Genomic DNA, 19,757 nt, shown 5'->3' with positions numbered 1-19,757 from the left:
GTCGTGTCATCTATTCGCGACCGGGTGAAGCAGGCGATACCGGCGCAGGTGACGGCGCGCGTGAAGGAGTCGCTTGTCCACTACGGAGTGCGCACAAGCGACCGCCGTCCGCTGCCGGACTTTCTCGTCGTGGGCACGAAGCGTGGCGGCACGACGTCGCTGTGGAACTACCTGATCCAGCACCCGCTCGTACCGCGGCTCTTCCCGGCGTGGAACACCAAGTCCTCGCACTACTTCGAGGAGAACTGGGCACGGGGCGAGGCGTGGTACCGGTCGCACTTCCCGACCGTGCGGCAGCGCGAGGCGCTGGAGAGCAAGCACGGTGGCCCCGCGCGGGTCGGCGAGGCGTCCCCGCTCTACATGTTCCATCCGCTCGTCCCGCAGCGGGTCCACGGGCTCATGCCCACGGTCCGCCTCATCGTGCTGCTGCGCGACCCGGTCGAGCGCGCCTACTCGCACTGGAAGGAACGGCGCACCGAGGGCAAGGAGCCGCTGGACTTCGCGGAGGCGCTCGCGCGCGAGGACGAGCGGACCATCGGCGAGTGGGACCGGATCGTGGCCGACCCGAATTACTTCAGCGAGCCGTACGACTGGTACACGTACCGTGCCCGCGGACGCTACCTGGAGCACCTGGAGCCGTGGCTGGACCGCTTCGACCGCTCCCAGTTCCTCTTCCTCCCGAGTGAGGAGCTCTACCGGGACGCGCGGGGCACCTATCAGCGGGTGCTCGACTTCCTCGAACTGCCCCCGCACGAACTTCCCAACTTCAAGGTCTACAACGATCGTCGCTCCGCGCCGCTGGAGCCGGCGCTCCGCGCGGAGCTCACCGAGTACTACCGCCCGTACAGCCAGGCGCTGCAGCGTCGGCTCGGCATGAGCTTCGATTGGGCCGGGCTGTCGACGTGACGGTCTCACCGGACGTGCGGTCCGCCGACCCGCGCGAGCGGCAGGACGGGTTGGGCTGGGTGACCCGGGCGGTCTTCCCGGGCCGCGGCGCGCGGCTGTCCATCGGGTCGCGGTCCGCATCCGCTCCCGATCCGGGTTGGCGCACCGTCGCCCGTTACGCCGTGGTTCCCTCCGCCGCCCGTGCCCGGTTCCTGCTGCCGTTGGGGCGACGTCGGGTCACGGCAGCCTCGGTGCTCGCCTACAACGCGCTGCGTCCACCCAAGGTGCGCGCCGCCCGCGCGGCGCTCGGCACGGCGGCCCGGCTGGGCGTGCTGGAGCTGGCCCGGATGCCGGTCCTCATCGTGTCTGTACCGGACGATGCCGACCCCACCGAGCTGGTGCTCGCCGAACACCTTTCCGCGGCGCTCGGGCGGGGGCCGCTGTACGGCGCTTTCGGGGTACGGGCGCCGGATCCCAACCACAAGCCGACGCTGCAACTGTTCGACGCGGACCGTCGGCCCCGGGGCTACGCGAAGATCGGCTGGAACGGGGCGACCCGCGCGCTCGTCCGCGCCGAGGCGGCCGCACTGCACGAGCTGCCCCGACCGGGCGCCACCTCCGACTACCCGCTGGTGCCCCGCGTGCTCATGCACGGTGACTGGGCGGGGCAGGCGCTCGCAGTCGTCGAGCCGCTGCCGCCCGACGTACGCGGGGTGGACCCGGCCGAGCCGCCCCGACTGGCCGCGCTGCTCGCGGTGGCGCGCCGTGGCGGGGCGCCGGGCACCCCCCGCGAGCTGGCGGGATCGCCGTTTCTCGGCCGGCTCTCCGACCTCGCCACGAAGGCCGCCGAGGCCGTCGATGCCGGCGCGCGGGCCGTCCATGCCGTGCGGCGGCTGACCGAGCGGCACGGCGCGACGCTCGCGGAGTTCGGCGACTGGCACGGGGACTGGGTCCCGTGGAACCTCGGTACGCATGCCGGTCGGTTGGTGGCCTGGGACTGGGAGCACAGCGGGCCGCACGCGCCGATCGGCTTCGACCTGGCCCACCAGGGTTTCCAGTGCGCGCTCATCCTGCGCTCCGGACCGGTGCCGGATGCCGTACGCGCGGCGGACGACCTGGTGGGACGCTACGGCGAGCAGCTTGGTCTGGGACCGGATCAGCGTCGGTTCGTGGTGGACGCCTATCTCATCGAGATGTGGCTGCGTACGTGGCGGTTGGCCGATGGCGGGGCGGGATGGAACCGGGCCCTGCACCCCGCACTGCTCGACGTGATCGAAGACCGTCTTAGTCGCTAGTTCAGACATTGTCCGGCTTGGCTGGGATTTGTCGAAACTTTCACTACAGTAGTCGGACAGACATCTCTGCGTAATCGTTGGCGGCGGTTTGGTGTCTGAGTTTTGACGCATTGCCGACGGAGTTGGCATCGTGTTCGTCTTAAAAGGGATCATGTGTTTGCGCGTCTCAGCAGGTCGGGACGGTTGAACTCTGGAGGGCTGCGTGGCCGATATCGTGGGTAAGGCGGAAGATGACGCCCTTATCCTGTTCGTCGGTTCGAGCGGGGGGCATCTTGCGCAGCTGTTGGCGCTGGAGCCGTGGTACCGCAGGTGGCAGCGGTGCTGGGTCACCTTCGACACGCCTGACGCGGCCTCGCTTCTGGAGGGCGAGGACGTCACGTGGGCGTACCACCCGACGACGCGGAATATCCGAAACCTTTTCCGTAACGCTTTTGTCGCGCTGCGTATATTCCGTAAGAGAAACATTGCGGCGGTCGTGACAACGGGTGCGGGCGTTGCTCTACCCTTCGTGATCATCGCGCGACTGCGCGGAATACCTGCCGTCTATATCGAGGTATACGACCGAATTGACACTTCCACGATGACTGCGCGGTTGTGTCGCCCCTTCCTCTCCGCGATGCTCGTGCAATGGGAGGAGCAGCGGCGGGTGTACCCCGAGGCGACGGTAGTGGGGACGCTGCTGTGAACCCGGACCGTGCGCAGAACGGGTACGACCCCACTCGCCGGGAGGCCCCCACCGTGGAGAACGCGCCGCTCTCTGCCCAGCCGGCCGCCGTCCGGGCGCGGATTCCGCGCCAGCGGACCGGTGGATTCCATCCCAGGCCCACCGTGCTGGTCGCGGTCGGCACGGACAAACACCGGTTCGACCGGCTCATCGGCTGGCTGGACGACTGGTACGCCGGCAGCGCGGCACGGCCGACCATGGTGATCCAGTACGGCCACAGCCGGCCGCCCACCATCCCGGGGGCCGTCCCGTTCCTCGGCCACGGCGACCTCCAACGTGCCATGGCCACCGCGACCCTCGTCGTATGCCACGGCGGGCCGGCCACGATCCTCGAGGCCCGTCGGCACGGCCACCTGCCGATCGTGGTGCCCCGCGACCCGGCGCACGCGGAACACGTCGACAACCATCAGCAGCTCTTCGCCCGCCGGCTGGGCGCCGCCCGGATGGTCGCGCTCTGTGAATCGCAGGCGGCGCTCACCGCCGCGCTCGACGCCGGGCTGGCGCAGCCCCGGAGCTTCACCGTGACCGCCGACGCCGACGTGCAGGCGGCGCGGCTGGCCGCGGTCGCCCGGGTCGGGCACATCGTGGAGGACCTCGTCGCCGCGGCGAAGCCACGTCGAGCATCTGCGCGGCACTGACCCGCCACCCCGGCCCCACCGAGAAGGAAACGATGAGCGATTACCCGTCCGTCAGCGCCGTGGTGCCCACCCGCGACCGGCCAGAGCTCCTCCGTGCCGCGCTCACCGCGATCCTCGCCCAGGACTACCCGGGCACGATCGAGGTGGTGGTCGTCTACGACCAGTCCGAACCGGACGTGTCGCTGGAGACGACCGCGGACCTGCGGCGACAGGTCAGGGTGATCCGCAACTCCCGCACACCGGGCCTCGCTGGCGGGCGCAACACGGGGATCCTCGCCGCGACGGGGGAGCTGATCGCCTTCTGCGACGACGACGACGAATGGCTGCCGGGCAAGCTGCGGGCGCAGGTAGACGCGCTGGCGGCGGCACCGGGTGCCGAGTTCGCCAGCTGCGGCATCCGGGTCAGCTACGACGGCCGTACGACCGACCGCAGCCTCACGATGGACTCGGTGACGCTCGCCTCGCTCCTGCGGGACCGGATGACCGAGCTGCATCCGTCCACGTTCCTGATCCGCCGCGACGCCCTGTGCGACGGCTTCGGCCTCGTCGACGAGGAGATCCCCGGCAGCTACGCGGAGGACTACGAGTTTCTCCTCCGTGCCGCCCGGAGCGCTCCGCTGGTCAACCTGCGCACGCCCTACGTCCTGGTCCGCTGGCACAAGCGGTCCTACTTCGCGCAGCGCTGGGACACCATCGCGAGCGCGCTGCAGTGGCTGCTGCAGCGTTATCCGGAGTTCGCCGGGGAGCCGCGCGGTGAGGCACGGGTGGCGGGTCAGATAGCGTTCGCCCAGGCGGCGTCGGGGAATCGACGTAACGCGGTGCGGTGGGCGGGTAGGACGCTGGTCCGCAATCCCCGCGAGCCGCGGGCCTACCTCGCGCTCGCGGTCGCCAGCCGCGCGGTACGTCCCGACACGGTGATGCGGTCGCTGCACAAGCGCGGCAGGGGCATCTGACCCACTCCCGCGGTACCCGGTCAGCGGCTCCCCGCGGTCCCTCACGCCACTGCGGGGGCGACACGGCGGGGCCGCCGTGCCGGAGATGATGCCGGGGTCTGTCGGGAGCCGCGGCTAGGACCGGGGCGACGGTTGGCGGAAGTAGGGATCGCCGGCGAGCGTGGCGAACCCACGCCAGTTCCCGGCCGAGTTGGTGACGCGGGTGTCACAACCGCCGGGATTCGAGTTGAACGAGACGATGGCCTTGATGCGTTCCGCCTTCTTGACCACGTCTCCGAGCCCGACGTACCAGTCGTGCCGGTCCACCCCGTGGCTGCCGAACTCGGAGAGCATCACGGGTTTCCCGTCACCGATGCCGCTTCCGTCCAACCAGGTCAGGAACGGCATGACACTCTGCTCGGGTGTCTTGAAGCCGCCGCCCTTGCAGGTGTTGAAGTCGTAGGGGTCGTAGCTGATCCAGTCGACGTAACGGTCGCCGGGATAGAGCCCGTGATACCACCCCGTGTGTCCCATGTAGCCCATGATCCACCAGATCCAGACCACGTTCTCCGCGCCGGCGCGTTGGAAGACGTCGTGGACGTGCCGGTAGGCGGCGACGAAATCGGCGGCTGTCCCCGCCACCTGCGGCCCCTTCTCCAGCTCCTGCTCCGGCTCCTGGTTGAAGGAGAAGAACACCTTCGCCCCGAAGTCGCGCATGCGCTCGCCGAGTCGCGTCAGGTAGGCGTCGTGGCTGCCGTCGGCGATCGAGCGCCACGACACGTAGCTGTTGTCGGAGAAGTTGCGGGCCCGTAGGTCGATGAGGAGCAGCCGATCCCCGTCACGCCATTGCGTGTCCCAGGCGTCCGGGAACTGTTGTCCCCACCCGTAGTAGCGGGTCACCAGATCCAGGCGGCGACCCAGCCGATCCTCCAGGCTCGCGAGATTGGCGCCCAGATCCGGTGTGACCGTGCCGTCGGCCCGGGTGCGTGGCCAAATCCCCAGCCAGGCCCCGCAGGCCGGCTCCAGGATCTCCGACGCCCGCGCGCAACCCGCGGACCGGTCATCATCGGTCGCGCACACCGCCGCCGTCGCGAGGACCGTCGCCGCGGCGACCGCGGCGGCCACGACCCGGCGGCGGAGCCACCCCCGTGTCCGCGATGGGCTCGAACCCACGGTCACCCCTTCCGCGGCAGCTCAACGCGCCGACCCTGCTCCACGTCGTGGATCAGGTTGGAAGACTATTCACCGTACGGTGCGGGCGGCGGTGTCTGTCCGGAACGTGACAGGTCGTAGCCGGCCCAGGAGCCTCCTGGTCAGCGCTGCTGCTGGCGGGGGAGGACCACCTCGCGGAAAATGAGCTGGATGGCCGCGACGGCGGGGATCGCGACCAGCGCACCGATGACGCCGAAGAGGGCCACACCGAGCAGTGCGGCGACGATCGCGGCGACGTCACTGACCTCCACCGAGCGGCGCATCACCTTCGGGTAGATGAGGTAGTTCTCCACCTGCTGGTAGATGATGAAGAACACCAGGCACGCGATGCCGGCCGGCAGCGACGTCGCGAAGCCCACCAGGCTGACGATGACCGCGCCCAGGGTCGCGCCGATCTGCGGAATGAGGTCGCAGACGGCCACCACGATCGCGAGGGCGAACGGATAACGCAGATCCACGATCGTCGCGAAGACGAACGTGGCGAGCCCGGCGACGAGGGCGATGGCGAGCGCGCCGACCATGTACGCCCCGACCTTGGCGAGAATCTCGTCGCCGATGAGCCGGACCCGCTGGCGACGGGAGGCCGGCGCCAGCGAATAGGCGATCGTCTTGATGCGATCGAAGGCGGCCAGGAAGTAGATCGTCAGCACCAGCACGGTCAACACGTTGAAGAGGGTGCCGAAAACGAGCCGGGCTCCGCCGAAGACGCCGCCCAGCGCCTGCCCGACGATGTCCGGGTTCGCCACGGACTGGACGCGGTCCATCAGGTGGTAGCGCTCGACCAGATCGTTGACCGCCTTGTTGCGGCGCAGTTCCTCCAGGTACGACGGCAGATGGTCGATGAACTCCGCAGACTGGGTGAGCAGGGGCGGCACCAGCGCGAACAATCCGCCGCAGAGCAGCGACAGGACGGTCAGCGCGACGATCGCCACGGCGAGACCGCGGGGCAGCCCCCACGACCGGAGCCGGACGACCGCGGGGTTCAGCCCGATGGCGAGGAAGAGCGCGACGAAGATCAGGACCAGCATCGACGCGGCGTTGCGGACCGCGAGAAATGCGGCGTACGCCAGCAGCACGCCGAGCGCGCCGGTGAAGCCGACGAGGAAGGGGCCACGCCGCAGGGGCGGGCCCGGATGCCCGTACCGTCCAGACGGGGCGTCAGCCGGGTCGCCCGTGGCCGGGGCGGTGTCAGCCGGGGGAGCCGCGTCGTCCTCCACCGCGGGGGAGGAGTTCCGGTGCTGGCCGGCGGAGTGTGGCCTCGACGACGTCGTCTGGTCCTCGTCGGGCCTGCCCGGTGGATCGCCGCCTTCCACCGCTCGCGACTGCTCGTCCGCCACCGGGCCCTCCGACCTGTTCGCACTGTGGAGGTGTCGACAGCCCGGCCACCATCCCGCCCGGGATCGATGTGCGTCCGGTCACCCCTCGTCGGCAGGGTAACGGCACCGGCCACCCGGGGCCACCCGAGGGGACAGGGTGTGGGGGCCTAGTCGGCGTCGGCCCCCACCCGCTCCGGCGTCGCGCCGCGATCCGCGGCCCCATCCGCCGGTTCGGTCTGCGTCTTCCCCGACCCCGCTGCGGTTTCCGACTTCCCGGCAGCCGCCCCCACCGGCTCGGGCGTCTCTTCCACCGCCACCGGCTGGTCGGCCGCGACCGCCTTCTTCCCGTCGGCGCGGGTGGCCGCCCGCTGCGTCTCGGCCAGTTGACGCTCCGCGAGCTCCGCCGCGCGTTGCGCCTCCGTCAACCGGTTGCGCTCCGCGAGCAACTGCTGCCGCAGCTCGGAGAGGCGCCGCTCCACCTGGTCGGACTCCTGCCGCGACGTCACCATCTGGTGCCGGACGTCGGCCAGCGACTGCTGCGCCTCGGCCACCTCCTGCAGCACCTCCATGAGCTGCTGCCGCGCCTCGATCACTTCGCGTTGCGCGGAGGCGAGGTGCTGCTGCGTCGCCGCGAGCTGCCGTTGCGCCGTCGCGGCGTGCTCCTCCGAGTGCCGACGCAGGCTGACGGCGCGTTCCTCTGCGGCCTTTCGTACGCCCGCGGCCTGCTCCTCGGCCTGCCGCCGCACGCTGACCGCCTGCTCCTCGGCGCGCTGGCGTACGTGGATGGCGTACTGCTCGGCTTCGGTGCGTTGCGCGCCGCACTCCTCCTGCGTGGTGTTCCGCCACTGCGCGACCTCCTGCTCGGCGGCGGCACGCAGGCCGGCCAGCTCGTGCTCGGTGGCGGTGCGACGCTGGTTGAGCTCCCGGGTCACCTCGGCGAGTTCCTGCTCCGCCGCGGCCTTCCGCTCGTTGATCTCCTGCTCGGTCGCGGCGCGCTGCTGCGTCAGCTCCTGCTCCGTGCCGGCCCGCCACTGCGCGATCTCCTGCTGGGCGGCCGCGCGCGCCGCGGCCACCTCCTGCTCGGTGGCGGCCTGACGCTGGGCGATCTCCTGCTCCACCGTGCTGCGCCACTGACCGAGTTCGTGCCGCGTCTGCGTCCGGGTCTGCTCGACCCAGGCCTCGGTCTCCGACCGGGTCCGGTGGACGTACGCCTCGGTCTCGGCGCGCGTGCGGTTCACGTACTGTGCCGTCTGCTCTGCGGCGTGGGCCGCTTCCCGCTGCGCCTCCGCATGCGCGGCCTCGCCCGCCGCGACGAGTCGCTCCGCTTCTTCGCGCGCCGCCGCGATGGTGTTCTCGCCCGCGACCCGGAGCCGTTCGGCTTCTTCCCAGGCGGCGGCGATGCCCGCCTCCGCGTCCGCGCGCCGCGCGGCGTCGACCTTTTCCTCGTCCGCCCGGCGCGCCGCCAGCGCGAGTTCGAAATCGCGGATCGCGGCCGCGGACTGCTCGCGGGCTTCCGCGACCAACCGGTCGGCCTCGTCCCGGCGCGCCTGGATTTCTTCGGCGGTGTCGGATCTGATCGCCTGGGCCTGCTCCTCGGCGAGCGTCAGGATGTGCTCGACCCGGGGCCCCAGGTGGCGGAAGGAGACCTGATCGATGAAGCTCGTCTGTTTGCGCAGCTCGCTCAGCTCGATCTGGAGCTGCTCGACCTGCGCGGCGAGCGTGTGCATCTCCACGTACGCCTGCTCGCGTTCGGACGAGAGCGTCGCGAGCTCGCTCTCCGTCCGGGCGACGTACCGGTCGACCTGCCGCCTGTCGTAGCCCCGAAGCGCCGACTCAAAGCTCGGCTCCGAGGTCACGTCCCCGTCAAGAGTGAACAGTTCCTCGCCGTGCGCCATGGCTCCATCCTCACACGCCTCGTCGGGTCCCGCGGCGATACTCACGCTCGTGACAGCGCTCCGGTAGCTCCTACTGAAATGCCGGCCGCGAAGCTTTGTCCGGGCGGGTACGACGAGGGCCGCACCGGGCGTTTTCCGGTGCGGCCCGTCAGCCGTTTCAGCCCCGTTTCACGCCCGTCGTCCGGTCGGTCGACCGGGGTGGGCGCATCCGTCGTCCCGACCGTTCAGCTCGCGGCGCTGGCGTTGGCCCGTTCGCCGGAGTCGCCCTTGTCCGCTTTCGGCGCCTCCGCTTTCGGCGCCTCCGCCTTGGCGGCCTGCTGCGGCACGCCCGGCACGATGCCGGCCAGGCCGGAGAGCATCTGCCCGAGCTGCGCGGTGACCGCGTCCTTCTGACGCGTCAGGTCCTCAACCTGGCGGCGGGCCGTCTGCGTGGTCAGCTCGGCCTCCGTGCGCGCCTCGTTGAGCACGCGGTGCGCCTCGGAACGCGCCTCGTTGAGAGTCTTCTCGGAGAGCGCCTTGGCCTTTTCGATCGTGTCGGCGGCGCTGCGCTCGGACTCGACGCGGCGCGCCTCGGCGCGCTGCTCGATCTCCTTGGCGCGGTCCTCCGCGGCGCGGGCGCGCTCCTCAGCCTCGGCGACGAGCTTCTGCGTCTGCCCGACCTGCGCGGCGTGCCGCTCGGACTCCTCGCGCTCGGCCTTTTCGCGCCGCTCGGCCAGCTGCAGCTCCAGGGCCTGCAGGTCCTTGTCGCGCTTGTCGCGGGCGTCCGTGAGCAGCTTGGTCGCCTCGGCGCGCTTCTCCTCGGCCTCCCGGGCGGCCTTCGCGCGCTGCTGCGTGATCTCCCGCTCGGCCGTGGCCCGCAGGGTCGCGACCTCGCGCTCGACGGTCGACTTGAGCTCGGCCACCTCGTGCGCGGTGACGGTGCGCAGCTGCTTGGTCTCGCGGTCGGCGTCAGCGCGCAGCATGTCGGCCTCGCGGCGGGCCTGCACGCGCACCTCGGCGGCTTCCCGCTCGGCGGCGGTGCGGAGAGTGCCGGCCTCGCGCTCGGCATTCGCCTTCATCGCGGCAGCCTCGGCGCGGGCCTTGTCGGTGATCTCGCGGGCCTCGAGGCGCGCCGCCGAGAGAATGCCCTCCGACTCGCGCTTGGCCTCGCCGCGGTGGTCGTTGGCCTGCTCCTCGGCGAGCCGCAGGATCTGCTCGACCCGGGTGCCCAGCCCGGACAGGGTCGGCCGGTTGTTCTCTTCGAGCTGCTTGTTGGTGTCGGTGAGCTTCTGCTCGATCGAGTTCAGGCGCTGCTCGGCCTGGCGAAGCCGGCGCTGCGCGTCGTTCATCCGCTGCTCGGCCTCACCGCGCGCCTGCTCGGACTGGGTGAGGGCGGCCACCAGCCGCTGCAGGTGATCATCCACCTGGCTGCGGTCGTAGCCACGGAGCACGACGGTGAAGTCGTGCGGCGCGTTGGCGTTGTCGAAGAACGCAAGGGAGGACTGCTGCTGGGGCATTGGGACATACTGGCAGACACACCAGGGGGGGTCGCAAGAGCGTAGGACCCATGTCGCGCTTTGGCTGCAAGGTCATTTCTCCGGCGTGTCACGACCCCGCAACAGCTCCGGCATCTGTGGGTGAACCCACGACGGCGAGCCGTCGTGGGTTCACCCACAGATATGAGGAAGGATTCCTTCCCCCGGAGGGGTCAGTGGCCGCGGAATCGGTTGATCGCGTCCTCGTGCCGGCTGCGCAGCTCGCCGTCGCGCACCCCGAGGCCGTCGGTGGGCGCGAGGCACCGCACGCCGACCTTGCCCTGATGGGCATTGCGGTGCACCTCGTACGCGGCCTGGCCGGTCTGCTCCAGCGGGTAGGTGCGCGACACGGTCGGGTGGACGCGGCCGAGGGCGATGAGTCGGTTCGCCTCCCACGCCTCGCGGTAGTTGGCGAAGTGGCTGCCGACGATGCGCTTGAGGTTCATCCAGAGATAGCGGTTGTCGTACTGATGCAGGTAGCCGGAGGTCGAGGCGCAGGTGACGATCGTGCCACCCTTCTTGGCCACGAAGACGCTTGCGCCGAACGTCTCCCGACCCGGGTGCTCGAACACGATGTCCGGGTCCTCGCCACCGGTGAGTTCGCGGATGCGCTCGCCGAAGCGCCGCCACTCGGTCGGGTCCTGGGTCTGCTCGTCGGACCAGAAGCGGAAGCCCTCCGCGGCGCGGTCGATGACGAGTTCGGCGCCCATCCGCCGGCACAGCTCGGCCTTGTCCGGGCTGGAGACCACGCAGACCGGGATCGCGCCGCCGTTGAGCGCCATCTGCGTCGCGTAGCTGCCCAGGCCGCCCGAGGCGCCCCAGATCAGCACGACGTCGCCCTGCTTCATGTTCGCCCCGTGGTGGGAGACGAGCTGGCGGTAGGCGGTGGAGTTGACCAGCCCGGGGCTCGCCGCCTCCTCCCAGCTCAGGTGACGCGGCTTCGGCATGAGCTGGTTGGCCTTGACCACCGACATTTCGGCCAGTCCGCCGAAGTTGGTCTCGAAGCCCCAGATCCGTTGCTGCGGGTCGAGCATCGTGTCGTCGTGCCCGGCCGCGTCCTCCAGTTCCACCGAGAGGCAGTGGGCGACGACCTCGTCGCCCGGCTTCCACCGGGTGACACCGGGGCCGACCCGCAGCACGACGCCGGCGGCGTCCGAGCCGACGACGTGGTACGGCAGGTCGTGCCGCTTGGTCAGCTCGGAGAGCCGGCCGTAGCGCTGGAGGAACTTGAAGGTCGGCAGCGGCTCGAAGATGCTGGTCCAGACCGTGTTGTAGTTGATCGCGCTCGCCATGACGGCGATGAGGGCCTCGCCGGGCGCGAGCTCCGGCGTGGGCACCTCCTGCAGGTGCAGCGCCTTGCGCGGGTCGCGGTCCTTGGTGGGGATGCCGTCGAACATGGTCGTCTCGTCGGCGCGGACGACGATGCCCTGGTAGCTCTCCGGCACCGGCAGCCCGGCGATCGCGGCGAGTTCCCTGGCGGGATCCGCCGAGCCTTCCGCACTCATGATCGCGTCGAGGATGTCCTGCACGGGGGGTGACCTCCACTTCGTCCGCGCCGCGGCCGGCACGCTGCGGCGTAGGGGCATCTTGGGACGGCTCGTCGGTCGGCGGCTATGTGGACACACGACACATCCGGGCCGGTAACGCCGCTGTTGAGGGCAGGTTACTGAACGGTAGCTAGGGTACGGAAGGCGTTTGTGAAATAGAGCATCGACGGCTGCGCGAAGCTGCGCGTTGCTGCCCTTCCGCGCTCCCGTTCAGGCGTCGCGGCCGTCAGTGCGCGTCCGCGGAGGCGGGCTCGACCAGTTCGACCAGGACCCCGCCCGCGTCCTTCGGGTGGACGAAGTTGATCCGCGAATTCGCGGTGCCGCGGCGCGGAGTCTCGTAGAGCAGGCGCATTCCGCGCTCGCGCAGCGCCGCGCAGGTCGCATCGACATCGGCCACCGTGTACGCGACCTGCTGGACGCCCGGTCCGCTCCGCTCGAGGAACTTCGCGATCGTGGAGGACGGCGAGAGTGGGGCCAGCAGTTGCACGCAGCCGCCCTCGGTCGACGGGCCGACGGCCATCATCGCCTCACGCACGCCCTGCTCCTCGTTGGTCTCGACGTGCACACAGCGCATGCCGAAGACGCGGCCGTAGAACTCGATCGCCGCATCGAGGTCGGCCACGGCGACGCCGACATGGTCGATGCGGAGGATTCCGATGCTCTGCGCTGATGCGCCTGTGACATAGTCCGCAGCGGACTCGGCAGGGGAGTTGTCAACCATGCGGGTTAGTCTGACCGAACCATCGTTAAGTTGGTGCCGGCCCCCCGGCCCGTCCCATTGTGCGGAGGCGGTATCCCCATGAGCTCGGTGATCGTCAGCGGCGCGCGTACCCCGATGGGGCGGCTGCTCGGCAACCTCAAGGACTTCCCGGCCACGAAGCTCGGCGCGGTCGCGATCAAGGCGGCGCTGGAGCGCGCCGGGGTCGCCCCCGAGCAGGTGCAGTACACGATCATGGGCCAGGTGCTGCAGGCCGGCGCCGGCCAGATCCCGGCCCGCCAGGCCGCGGTCGAGGCCGGCATACCGATGTCGGTGCCCGCGCTGACCATCAACAAGGTGTGCCTCTCCGGCCTCGACGCCATCGCGCTGGCCGACCAACTCATCCGCGCCGGCGAGTTCGACATCGTGGTCGCCGGCGGCATGGAGTCGATGACCAACGCCCCGCACCTGCTGGTCGGCCAGCGCGCCGGCTACAAGTACGGCGACGTGGTCATCAAGGACCACATGGCGCTCGACGGCCTGACCGACGCGTGGGACTGCTGCTCGATGGGGGAGTCGACCGAACGGCACGGCGCCAAACACGGGATCACCCGCGAGGAGCAGGACTCGTTCGCCGCCGCCAGCCACCAGCGGGCCGCCGCCGCGCAGAAGAACGGCGCCTTCGCCGAGGAGATCGCCCCGGTGTCGATCCCGCAGCGCAAGGGCGACCCGATCGTGGTCGGCGAGGACGAGGGCATCCGCCCCGACACCACCGCCGAGTCGCTGGGGAAGCTGCGCCCCGCCTTCAGCAAGGACGGCACGATCACCGCCGCGAGCTCCTCGCCGATCTCCGACGGCGCCTGCGCCGTCGTCGTGATGAGCAAGGCCAAGGCCGAGGAGCTCGGGCTCAGCTGGCTCGCCGAGATCGGCGCGCACGGCAACGTGGCCGGGCCGGACAACTCGCTGCACTCCCAGCCCTCCAACGCGATCGCGCAGGCGCTGCAGAAGGACGGCCTGACCGTCGCCGACCTCGACCTGATCGAGATCAACGAGGCGTTCGCCGCGGTCGGCATCCAGTCCACCCGTGACCTGGGCGTCAACCCCGAGATCGTCAACGTCAACGGTGGCGCGATCGCGCTCGGCCACCCGATCGGCATGTCCGGCGCGCGCCTCGTACTCACGCTCGCTCTGGAGCTCAAGCGGCGTGGGGGCGGCACCGGTGCGGCGGCGCTCTGCGGCGGCGGCGGTCAGGGTGACGCACTGATCATCCGGGTCCCCAAGGCGTGACGACGGCAGTTCTCGGAATGATCGTGGAGGCCGCCCGACGGCCTCCACGATCATGGAACGGGGTGGCATGAGCGCATCCGTACGGCGCAGCCGGGACGTACCGATGCTGGTCGACAGGGCTCGCGAGGGTGACCCCCGCGCGGTGGCCCGGCTGATCACGCTGGTCGAGTCGGGGGACGAGGTGTTGCCCGAGGTCGCGGCGGCGCTCGCCCCGCACACCGGCCGGGCGCAGGTCGTCGGTCTCACCGGCTCGCCGGGCGTCGGCAAGTCGACCACCACGAACGAGCTGGTCCGGGTGCTGCGCGCGCAGGGCCACCGGGTCGGGGTGCTCGCGGTCGACCCGTCCAGCCCCTACACGGGCGGGGCGATCCTCGGCGACCGCGTGCGCATGCAGGACCATGCCACCGACCCGGGCGTCTACATCCGTTCCATGTCCAGCCGTGGTCACCTCGGCGGTCTCGCCGCGGCGACGCCGCAGGCGGTCCGGGTGCTCGAGGGCGCCGGCTGCGACGTCGTGCTGATCGAGACGGTCGGTGTGGGGCAGGCCGAGGTGGAGGTCGCCTCGCTGGCCGACACCACGCTGGTGCTGCTCGCGCCCGGCATGGGCGACGCCATCCAGGCGGTCAAGGCCGGCATCCTGGAGATCGCCGACGTGTTCGTGGTCAACAAGGCCGACCGGGACGGCGCCGACGCCACCTACCGCGACATCCAGGGCATGATCGGGCTCGGCGAGCGCGGTCCGGGGGATTGGCGGCCGCAGGTCGTGCGGGCGGTGGCCGCGCGGGGCGAGGGGATCGACGACATCGCGACCGCGATCGACAAGCACCGTGGCTGGCTGGTTGAGCACGGCGAGCTGCGGCTCCGCCGCGAGGCGCGGGCCGCCGCCGAGGTCGAGGCGATCGCGATGGGCGAGCTGCGCGCCCGGCTGGGCTCACTGCGCGAAGGTACGGAGCTCGCGACCCTCGCCGGGAAGGTCGCCGCCGGCGAACTCGATCCCTACGCCGCCGCCCGTCGCCTGCTGGACGAGCTCGCCCCCTGAGGCGATCTCGTCCGCGCCCACCCTGATCGCCCGTGGCGCCGCCGGGCCGGGTCTTTCCACGGTGGACACCGGCCTATACGCTCCCGCCAGTCCCGACCCGGATAGGCATGAAAAGGGAGACGCCATGACCGATGTCGCATCCGAGATCCCCGTGCAGCGCCGGGAGGCGACGGCGGAGGCCGAGCTCCAGCGTGGGCCGGGAGCGATCGAGCAGCTCGGCGAGACGGTCGGCGACGCGGTGGAGCGCGCCGGTGCGGCGGTCGAGCGGGCGACGGCGGCCTCCGGGCGGATCGCGTCGCAGGTGGTCGACCGGGTGCGCAACACCGCGGAGCTGCCGGCGGACCGGGGCGCCACGAGCATCGCCGACGAGGTCGTCGAGAAGATCGCCGGCATCGCCGCACGCGACGTGCCCGGTGTCTACGACCTGGGTGGCGATGTGGCCCGGTTCTTCGCCTCCGTCAAGGAACGCGTGGGTATGGCGGACTCGGCGGAAGACGCCGATCGGGGCATTTCGGTGCGGCTCGACGGGAACACGGCCGCCATCGACGTCACCCTGGTGCTGGAGTACGGCTTCGTCGTCCACTCCGTGACGGAGAAGGTGCGCGCCAAGGTGGTGACCGCGGTGGAGAACCTGCTCGGGCTGAGCGTCATCGAGGTCAACATCCGGGTCGACGACATCCACGTCGAGGACACCGGACCGGTCGGCGACGACGAGAGCCGGGCCGTCGATTACCAGGTCTGACCCGGGAGTTACTTGCGGGTTCGGCATGCCTTAGGGATCGTTCAGGGTGACGTCCTAGACTCGACACCAGGTCGAGGACTCAAGGAGGAGCCCCCGGATGGACGCCCACGAGATCGCCGCCGGCCGCGCGCGCTGGCAGGCCCGTTACGACGCGGCCCGCAAGCGCGACGCGGACTTCACCACGCTCTCCGGCATGCCGGTCGACCCGGTGTACGGGCCACCGCCCGGCGCCGACGTGCCGGGCTTCGACCGGATCGGCTGGCCCGGCGAATACCCGTACACCCGGGGTCTGCACCCCACCGGCTACCGGGGGCGGACCTGGACGATCCGGCAGTTCGCCGGGTTCGGCAACGCCCAGCAGACCAACGAGCGCTACAAGATGATCCTCGGCGCGGGCGGGGGCGGCCTCTCGGTCGCCTTCGACATGCCCACGCTGATGGGACGTGACTCCGACGACCCGCAGGCGCTCGGCGAGGTCGGGCACTGCGGGGTGGCGATCGACACCGCCGCCGACATGGACGAACTCTTCGACGGCATCGACCTGGCCGGCGTCACCACGTCCATGACGATCTCCGGTCCGGCCGTGCCGGTCTTCTGCATGTACCTGGTCGCCGCCGAGCGCCAGGGCGCGGATCTGTCCAAGCTGGACGGCACCCTGCAGACGGACATCTTCAAGGAGTACATCGCGCAGAAGGAGTGGCTCTTCGACCCGGAGCCGCACCTGCGGTTGATCGGTGACCTGATGGAGTACTGCGCGCGGGAGATCCCGCGCTACAAGCCGGTCTCGGTCTCCGGCTACCACATCAGGGAGGCCGGATCCACGGCGGCGGAGGAGCTGGCCTTCACGCTCGCCGACGGCTTCGGCTACGTCGAGCTGGGGCTCTCCCGCGGGCTGGACGTCAACGTCTTCGCGCCGGGGCTGAGCTTCTTCTTCGACTCACATCTCGACTTCTTCGAGGAGATCGCCAAGTTCCGGGCCGCCCGCCGGATCTGGGCCCGGTGGCTGCGCGACGAATACGGCGCCACCAGCGAGAAGGCGCTCTGGCTCCGCTTCCACACGCAGACCGCCGGGGTGTCGCTGACCGCGCAGCAGCCGGTCAACAACGTCGTCCGTACGGCGGTCGAGGCGCTCGCCGCCGTGCTCGGCGGCACCAACTCGCTGCACACCAACGCCCTCGACGAGACGCTCGCGCTCCCCACCGACGAGTCCGCCGAGATCGCTCTGCGCACGCAGCAGGTGCTGATGGAGGAGACGGGGGTGACGAACGTGGCGGATCCGCTGGGCGGCTCGTGGTACGTCGAGGCGCTCACCGACAAGATCGAAGCCGAGGCGGAGAAGATCTTCGCCCGGATCCGGCAGCTCGCCGGCGATGGGCCCCACCGGATCGGGCCGATGACCTCCGGCATCCTGCGCGGCATCGAGGACGGCTGGTTCACCAGCCAGATCGCCGAGTCGGCGTTCGTCTACCAGCAGGCCCTGGAGAAGGGCGAGAAGAAGATCGTCGGAGTCAACTGTCACACCGGCACGGTCGCCAAGGAGCTGGAGATCCTGCGCATCTCGCACGAGGTGGAGATCGAGCAGAAGCGGCTGCTGGCCGATCGGAAGAGCGGTCGGGACAAGGCGGCGGTCGAGGCGGCGTTGGAGCGGATGATCGCGACCGCCCGGAGCGGCGAGAACATGGTTCCGGCGATGCTCGACGCCGTACGCGTGGAGGCGACGCTCGGCGAGATCTGCGACGCCCTGCGCGCGGAATGGGGCGTGTACCGGGAGCCGGCCCGCTTCTAGGCGACGATCCCGCCGATCAAGGATGTTCGCGTCGATCAAGGACATATTCACACGATTGAAGATCAATCCACGAGAACATGTCCTTGATCGACGGGGTCGCGGGGGTGCCGCGCGGACCGGGCGGTGCGACATGCGGGATCCGCGACCGGGTCGGGAAAGAGACGATGAGGGTTGGCCGTACCGCATGCGAGACTAGGTAACCATGAGCGACCCACGCACGACCCCGTCGATTTTCACCCGCGGCGCGGTAGACCTCAGCGCATTGCGCAGCGCCGCCCAGACCGCCACCCGCCCCACGGCCGAGGTGCCGGACGCGCACGGCCCCACGGGCGCGGCCGGCGGCGCGGCGCCGGGTGGAGTCGCGGTCATCGACGTCACGGAGGCGACCTTCCAGTCCGAGGTGCTGGAGCGCTCGCTGACCGTCCCGGTCGTGGTCGACTTCTGGGCGGAGTGGTGCGAGCCCTGCAAGCAGCTCTCGCCGGTGCTCGAGCGCCTGGCCACCGAAGACGCCGGCGCCTGGGTGCTCGCCCGGATCGACGTTGACGCCAACCCGCGGTTGGCGCAGATGTTCCGGGTGCAGGGCATCCCGATGGTCTACGCGGTCGTCGGCGGACAGCCGATCGACGCGTTCTCCGGCGTCGTGCCCGAGTCGCAGTTGCGGCAGTGGCTCGACGCCGTGCTCAAGGCGGGCGGAGTGGAGGTGGCCACGCCCGAGGACCCGCGCCTCGAGGAAGCGGACGAGGCGCTGATCACGGGCGATCTCGACGTGGCGGAGCAGGCGTACAAGAAAATCCTCTCGGAGTCCCCGGCGGACGCCGCGGCGGAGGCCGGCCTGGCCCACGTCGCGCTCGCCCGACGGGTGAACGGCGTCGACCCCAACGAGGCTCTCGCCACCGCCGAGACGCTCCCCGACGACGTCCCGTCGCAGTTGCTCGCCGCCGACATCGAGGTGCTCACCGGGCACGCGGAGCGGGCGTACGCCCGGCTCGTCCGGTTGGTGCGCCGCACGGCCGGCGACGACCGGGAGACGATCCGGAAACACCTCGTCTCGCTCTTCACGGTGGCCGGTCCCGACGATCCTGCGGTGGCAGGTGCCCGGCGGGCACTCGCCAGCGCCCTCTTCTAATCCGTCCATGCGCCGGATCGCTGTCCTCGACGCGCCGTCCAATCTCGGTCTGCGACCGCCGACCGAGACGTCGGTGCCGGGCTGCGCCAAGGCGCCCGGCGCGCTGCGCGACCACGCACTGCTCGCCCGGCTCGGCGCGCGTGACGCCGGCTGCCTGACCCCGCCCCGCTACGATCCGGCGGACTGGCGTCCCGGCGACGGCGTCTGTCACGCCCGGTCCATCGCGCACTACTCGGTGGCGCTGGCCGAGCGGATCGGCGAGATCATCGACGCCGGCGAGTTCCCGGTCGTGCTCGGTGGTGACTGCTCGATCCTGCTCGGCTCCGGGCTCGCCATGCACCGGCTCGGTGAGGCCGTCGGCGGCCATGTCGGGCTGGTCTTCGTCGACGGTCACTCCGACTTCCGGCACCCCGGCAACGCCTCGTACGTCGGCGCCGCCGCCGGGGAGGACCTGGCGCTGGTCACCGGGCGCGGGCAGGCGGATCTCGCGGCGATCGAAGGCCGGCGCCCGTACTTCCGGGACATCGACGTGGTGGTGCTCGGTCTGCGGGCGCAGGACGAGTACCGCCTCGACCTGAAGGCGGCGGGCATCGTCAACCGGCCGGTGCCGGCGCTGCGGGCGGAAGGGGCGGCGCGGACCGCGCAGTGGGCGCGGGACCAGCTCGCGGACTGCGCGGGCTTCTGGGTGCACGTCGACGTGGACGTGCTCGACCCCGCGGTCATGCCGGCGGTGGACGCCCCCGACCCCGGCGGGATCGCCTTCGGTGAGCTGGAGCTGTTGCTCGCCGGCCTGGTCGACACCCCGCACTGCCTGGGGGTGGAGATCACCGTTTTCGATCCCGACTACGACCCGGACGGCGCGTACGCCTCGGAGATCGTCTCCACGGTGGTGGCCGGGCTGGCCCCGGTCCAGGACGCCGACGCGGAGCCGTTCCGCCCGATCGCGCCGCCGGCCCCCGTGCCGGACCGGCTCCGGCCGCTCCCTGCGGCGGCCGGACCGGGGCGGCTACGACGTCCGGCGTCGCCGGTCGACGGCGTGCCCGCGCCCCGCTCCGCTCGATCTTGCAGTTGTGGTGCCTCGCATAGACCGTGAATAGCGATGATTCTGGCACCACAGCTGCA

At 70.9% G+C, this 19,757-nt stretch carries 17 protein-coding genes; 11 read left to right on the top strand and 6 right to left on the bottom strand.

Going from position 1 to position 19,757, the window contains the following annotated elements; translation table 11 throughout:
* Nucleotides 1–3: 3 nt before the first annotated feature.
* The 5 genes from AB0J06_RS06795 (at nt 4) to AB0J06_RS06775 (ending at nt 4,495) form a co-directional block, all read left to right on the top strand.
* Nucleotides 4–906, top strand: a complete 903-nt coding sequence (locus AB0J06_RS06795; protein ID WP_357425699.1) for a sulfotransferase domain-containing protein — start codon at nt 4–6, stop codon at nt 904–906.
* Nucleotides 903–2,180 (top strand): hypothetical protein, encoded by a 1,278-nt coding sequence (locus AB0J06_RS06790; protein WP_357425443.1) that lies wholly within the window; start codon nt 903–905, stop codon nt 2,178–2,180. The genes AB0J06_RS06795 and AB0J06_RS06790 overlap by 4 nt, the downstream gene beginning before the upstream one ends.
* A 211-nt stretch (nt 2,181–2,391) precedes the next feature.
* The gene (locus AB0J06_RS06785) at nt 2,392–2,865 is read left to right on the top strand and encodes a UDP-N-acetylglucosamine--LPS N-acetylglucosamine transferase (protein WP_357425697.1); all 474 of its coding nucleotides are present in this window, start codon (nt 2,392–2,394) and stop codon (nt 2,863–2,865) included.
* A gap of 101 nt (nt 2,866–2,966) precedes the next feature.
* Nucleotides 2,967–3,542 (top strand): glycosyltransferase, encoded by a 576-nt coding sequence (locus AB0J06_RS06780; RefSeq protein WP_357425695.1) that lies wholly within the window; start codon nt 2,967–2,969, stop codon nt 3,540–3,542.
* A 32-nt stretch (nt 3,543–3,574) separates the two neighbouring features.
* On the top strand, nt 3,575–4,495 hold the full coding sequence (locus tag AB0J06_RS06775; protein WP_357425441.1) for a glycosyltransferase family 2 protein: 921 nt from the start codon (nt 3,575–3,577) through the stop codon (nt 4,493–4,495).
* A 114-nt stretch (nt 4,496–4,609) separates the two neighbouring features.
* On the opposite strand, the gene AB0J06_RS06770 is transcribed toward AB0J06_RS06775, so the two are convergent.
* The 6 genes from AB0J06_RS06770 to mce all read right to left on the bottom strand — a co-directional run bounded on the left by AB0J06_RS06770 (nt 4,610) and on the right by mce (nt 12,679).
* On the bottom strand, nt 4,610–5,647 hold the full coding sequence (locus tag AB0J06_RS06770) for a hypothetical protein (protein ID WP_357425439.1): 1,038 nt from the start codon (nt 5,645–5,647) through the stop codon (nt 4,610–4,612).
* Nucleotides 5,648–5,787: 140 nt separating this feature from the next.
* Entirely contained in the window at nt 5,788–6,903 is a 1,116-nt protein-coding gene (locus AB0J06_RS06765) for an AI-2E family transporter (RefSeq protein ID WP_357425693.1), read from the bottom strand.
* A 266-nt stretch (nt 6,904–7,169) separates the two neighbouring features.
* The gene (locus AB0J06_RS06760) at nt 7,170–8,897 is read right to left on the bottom strand and encodes a hypothetical protein (RefSeq protein ID WP_357425437.1); all 1,728 of its coding nucleotides are present in this window, start codon (nt 8,895–8,897) and stop codon (nt 7,170–7,172) included.
* A 224-nt stretch (nt 8,898–9,121) separates the two neighbouring features.
* Complete coding sequence (locus AB0J06_RS06755) at nt 9,122–10,393, bottom strand: DivIVA domain-containing protein (RefSeq protein WP_357425435.1); 1,272 nt, start codon at nt 10,391–10,393, stop codon at nt 9,122–9,124.
* 191 nt (nt 10,394–10,584) lie between these two features.
* A complete protein-coding gene (ccrA, locus tag AB0J06_RS06750; RefSeq protein WP_357425433.1) occupies nt 10,585–11,940 on the bottom strand; it encodes a crotonyl-CoA carboxylase/reductase in 1,356 nt (451 codons plus the stop codon).
* Nucleotides 11,941–12,184: 244 nt separating this feature from the next.
* A complete protein-coding gene (mce, locus tag AB0J06_RS06745) occupies nt 12,185–12,679 on the bottom strand; it encodes a methylmalonyl-CoA epimerase (RefSeq protein ID WP_357425431.1) in 495 nt (164 codons plus the stop codon).
* A 78-nt stretch (nt 12,680–12,757) separates the two neighbouring features.
* Between mce and AB0J06_RS06740 the strand changes: the two genes are divergently transcribed.
* The 6 genes from AB0J06_RS06740 (at nt 12,758) to AB0J06_RS06715 (ending at nt 19,728) form a co-directional block, all read left to right on the top strand.
* Complete coding sequence (locus tag AB0J06_RS06740) at nt 12,758–13,942, top strand: acetyl-CoA C-acetyltransferase (protein ID WP_357425428.1); 1,185 nt, start codon at nt 12,758–12,760, stop codon at nt 13,940–13,942.
* 67 nt (nt 13,943–14,009) lie between these two features.
* Nucleotides 14,010–14,981 carry a methylmalonyl Co-A mutase-associated GTPase MeaB gene (gene meaB, locus AB0J06_RS06735; RefSeq protein WP_357425426.1) on the top strand — a complete coding sequence of 324 codons (972 nt, stop codon included), beginning with the start codon at nt 14,010–14,012 and terminating at the stop codon, nt 14,979–14,981.
* 124 nt (nt 14,982–15,105) lie between these two features.
* On the top strand, nt 15,106–15,723 hold the full coding sequence (locus AB0J06_RS06730; RefSeq protein WP_357425424.1) for an Asp23/Gls24 family envelope stress response protein: 618 nt from the start codon (nt 15,106–15,108) through the stop codon (nt 15,721–15,723).
* Nucleotides 15,724–15,820: 97 nt separating this feature from the next.
* Nucleotides 15,821–17,509, top strand: a complete 1,689-nt coding sequence (locus AB0J06_RS06725; RefSeq protein WP_357425422.1) for a methylmalonyl-CoA mutase family protein — start codon at nt 15,821–15,823, stop codon at nt 17,507–17,509.
* 202 nt (nt 17,510–17,711) lie between these two features.
* Nucleotides 17,712–18,635, top strand: coding sequence for a tetratricopeptide repeat protein (locus AB0J06_RS06720; RefSeq protein WP_357425420.1), 924 nt, complete (start codon nt 17,712–17,714; stop codon nt 18,633–18,635).
* A gap of 7 nt (nt 18,636–18,642) precedes the next feature.
* The gene (locus AB0J06_RS06715; protein WP_357425418.1) at nt 18,643–19,728 is read left to right on the top strand and encodes an arginase family protein; all 1,086 of its coding nucleotides are present in this window, start codon (nt 18,643–18,645) and stop codon (nt 19,726–19,728) included.
* Nucleotides 19,729–19,757: the final 29 nt, after the last annotated feature.

Source organism: Micromonospora sp. NPDC049679 (assembly GCF_040659735.1).
Classification (GTDB): Bacteria; Actinomycetota; Actinomycetes; order Mycobacteriales; family Micromonosporaceae; genus Micromonospora_I.
This window is presented reverse-complemented; position numbering and strand designations above follow the sequence as displayed.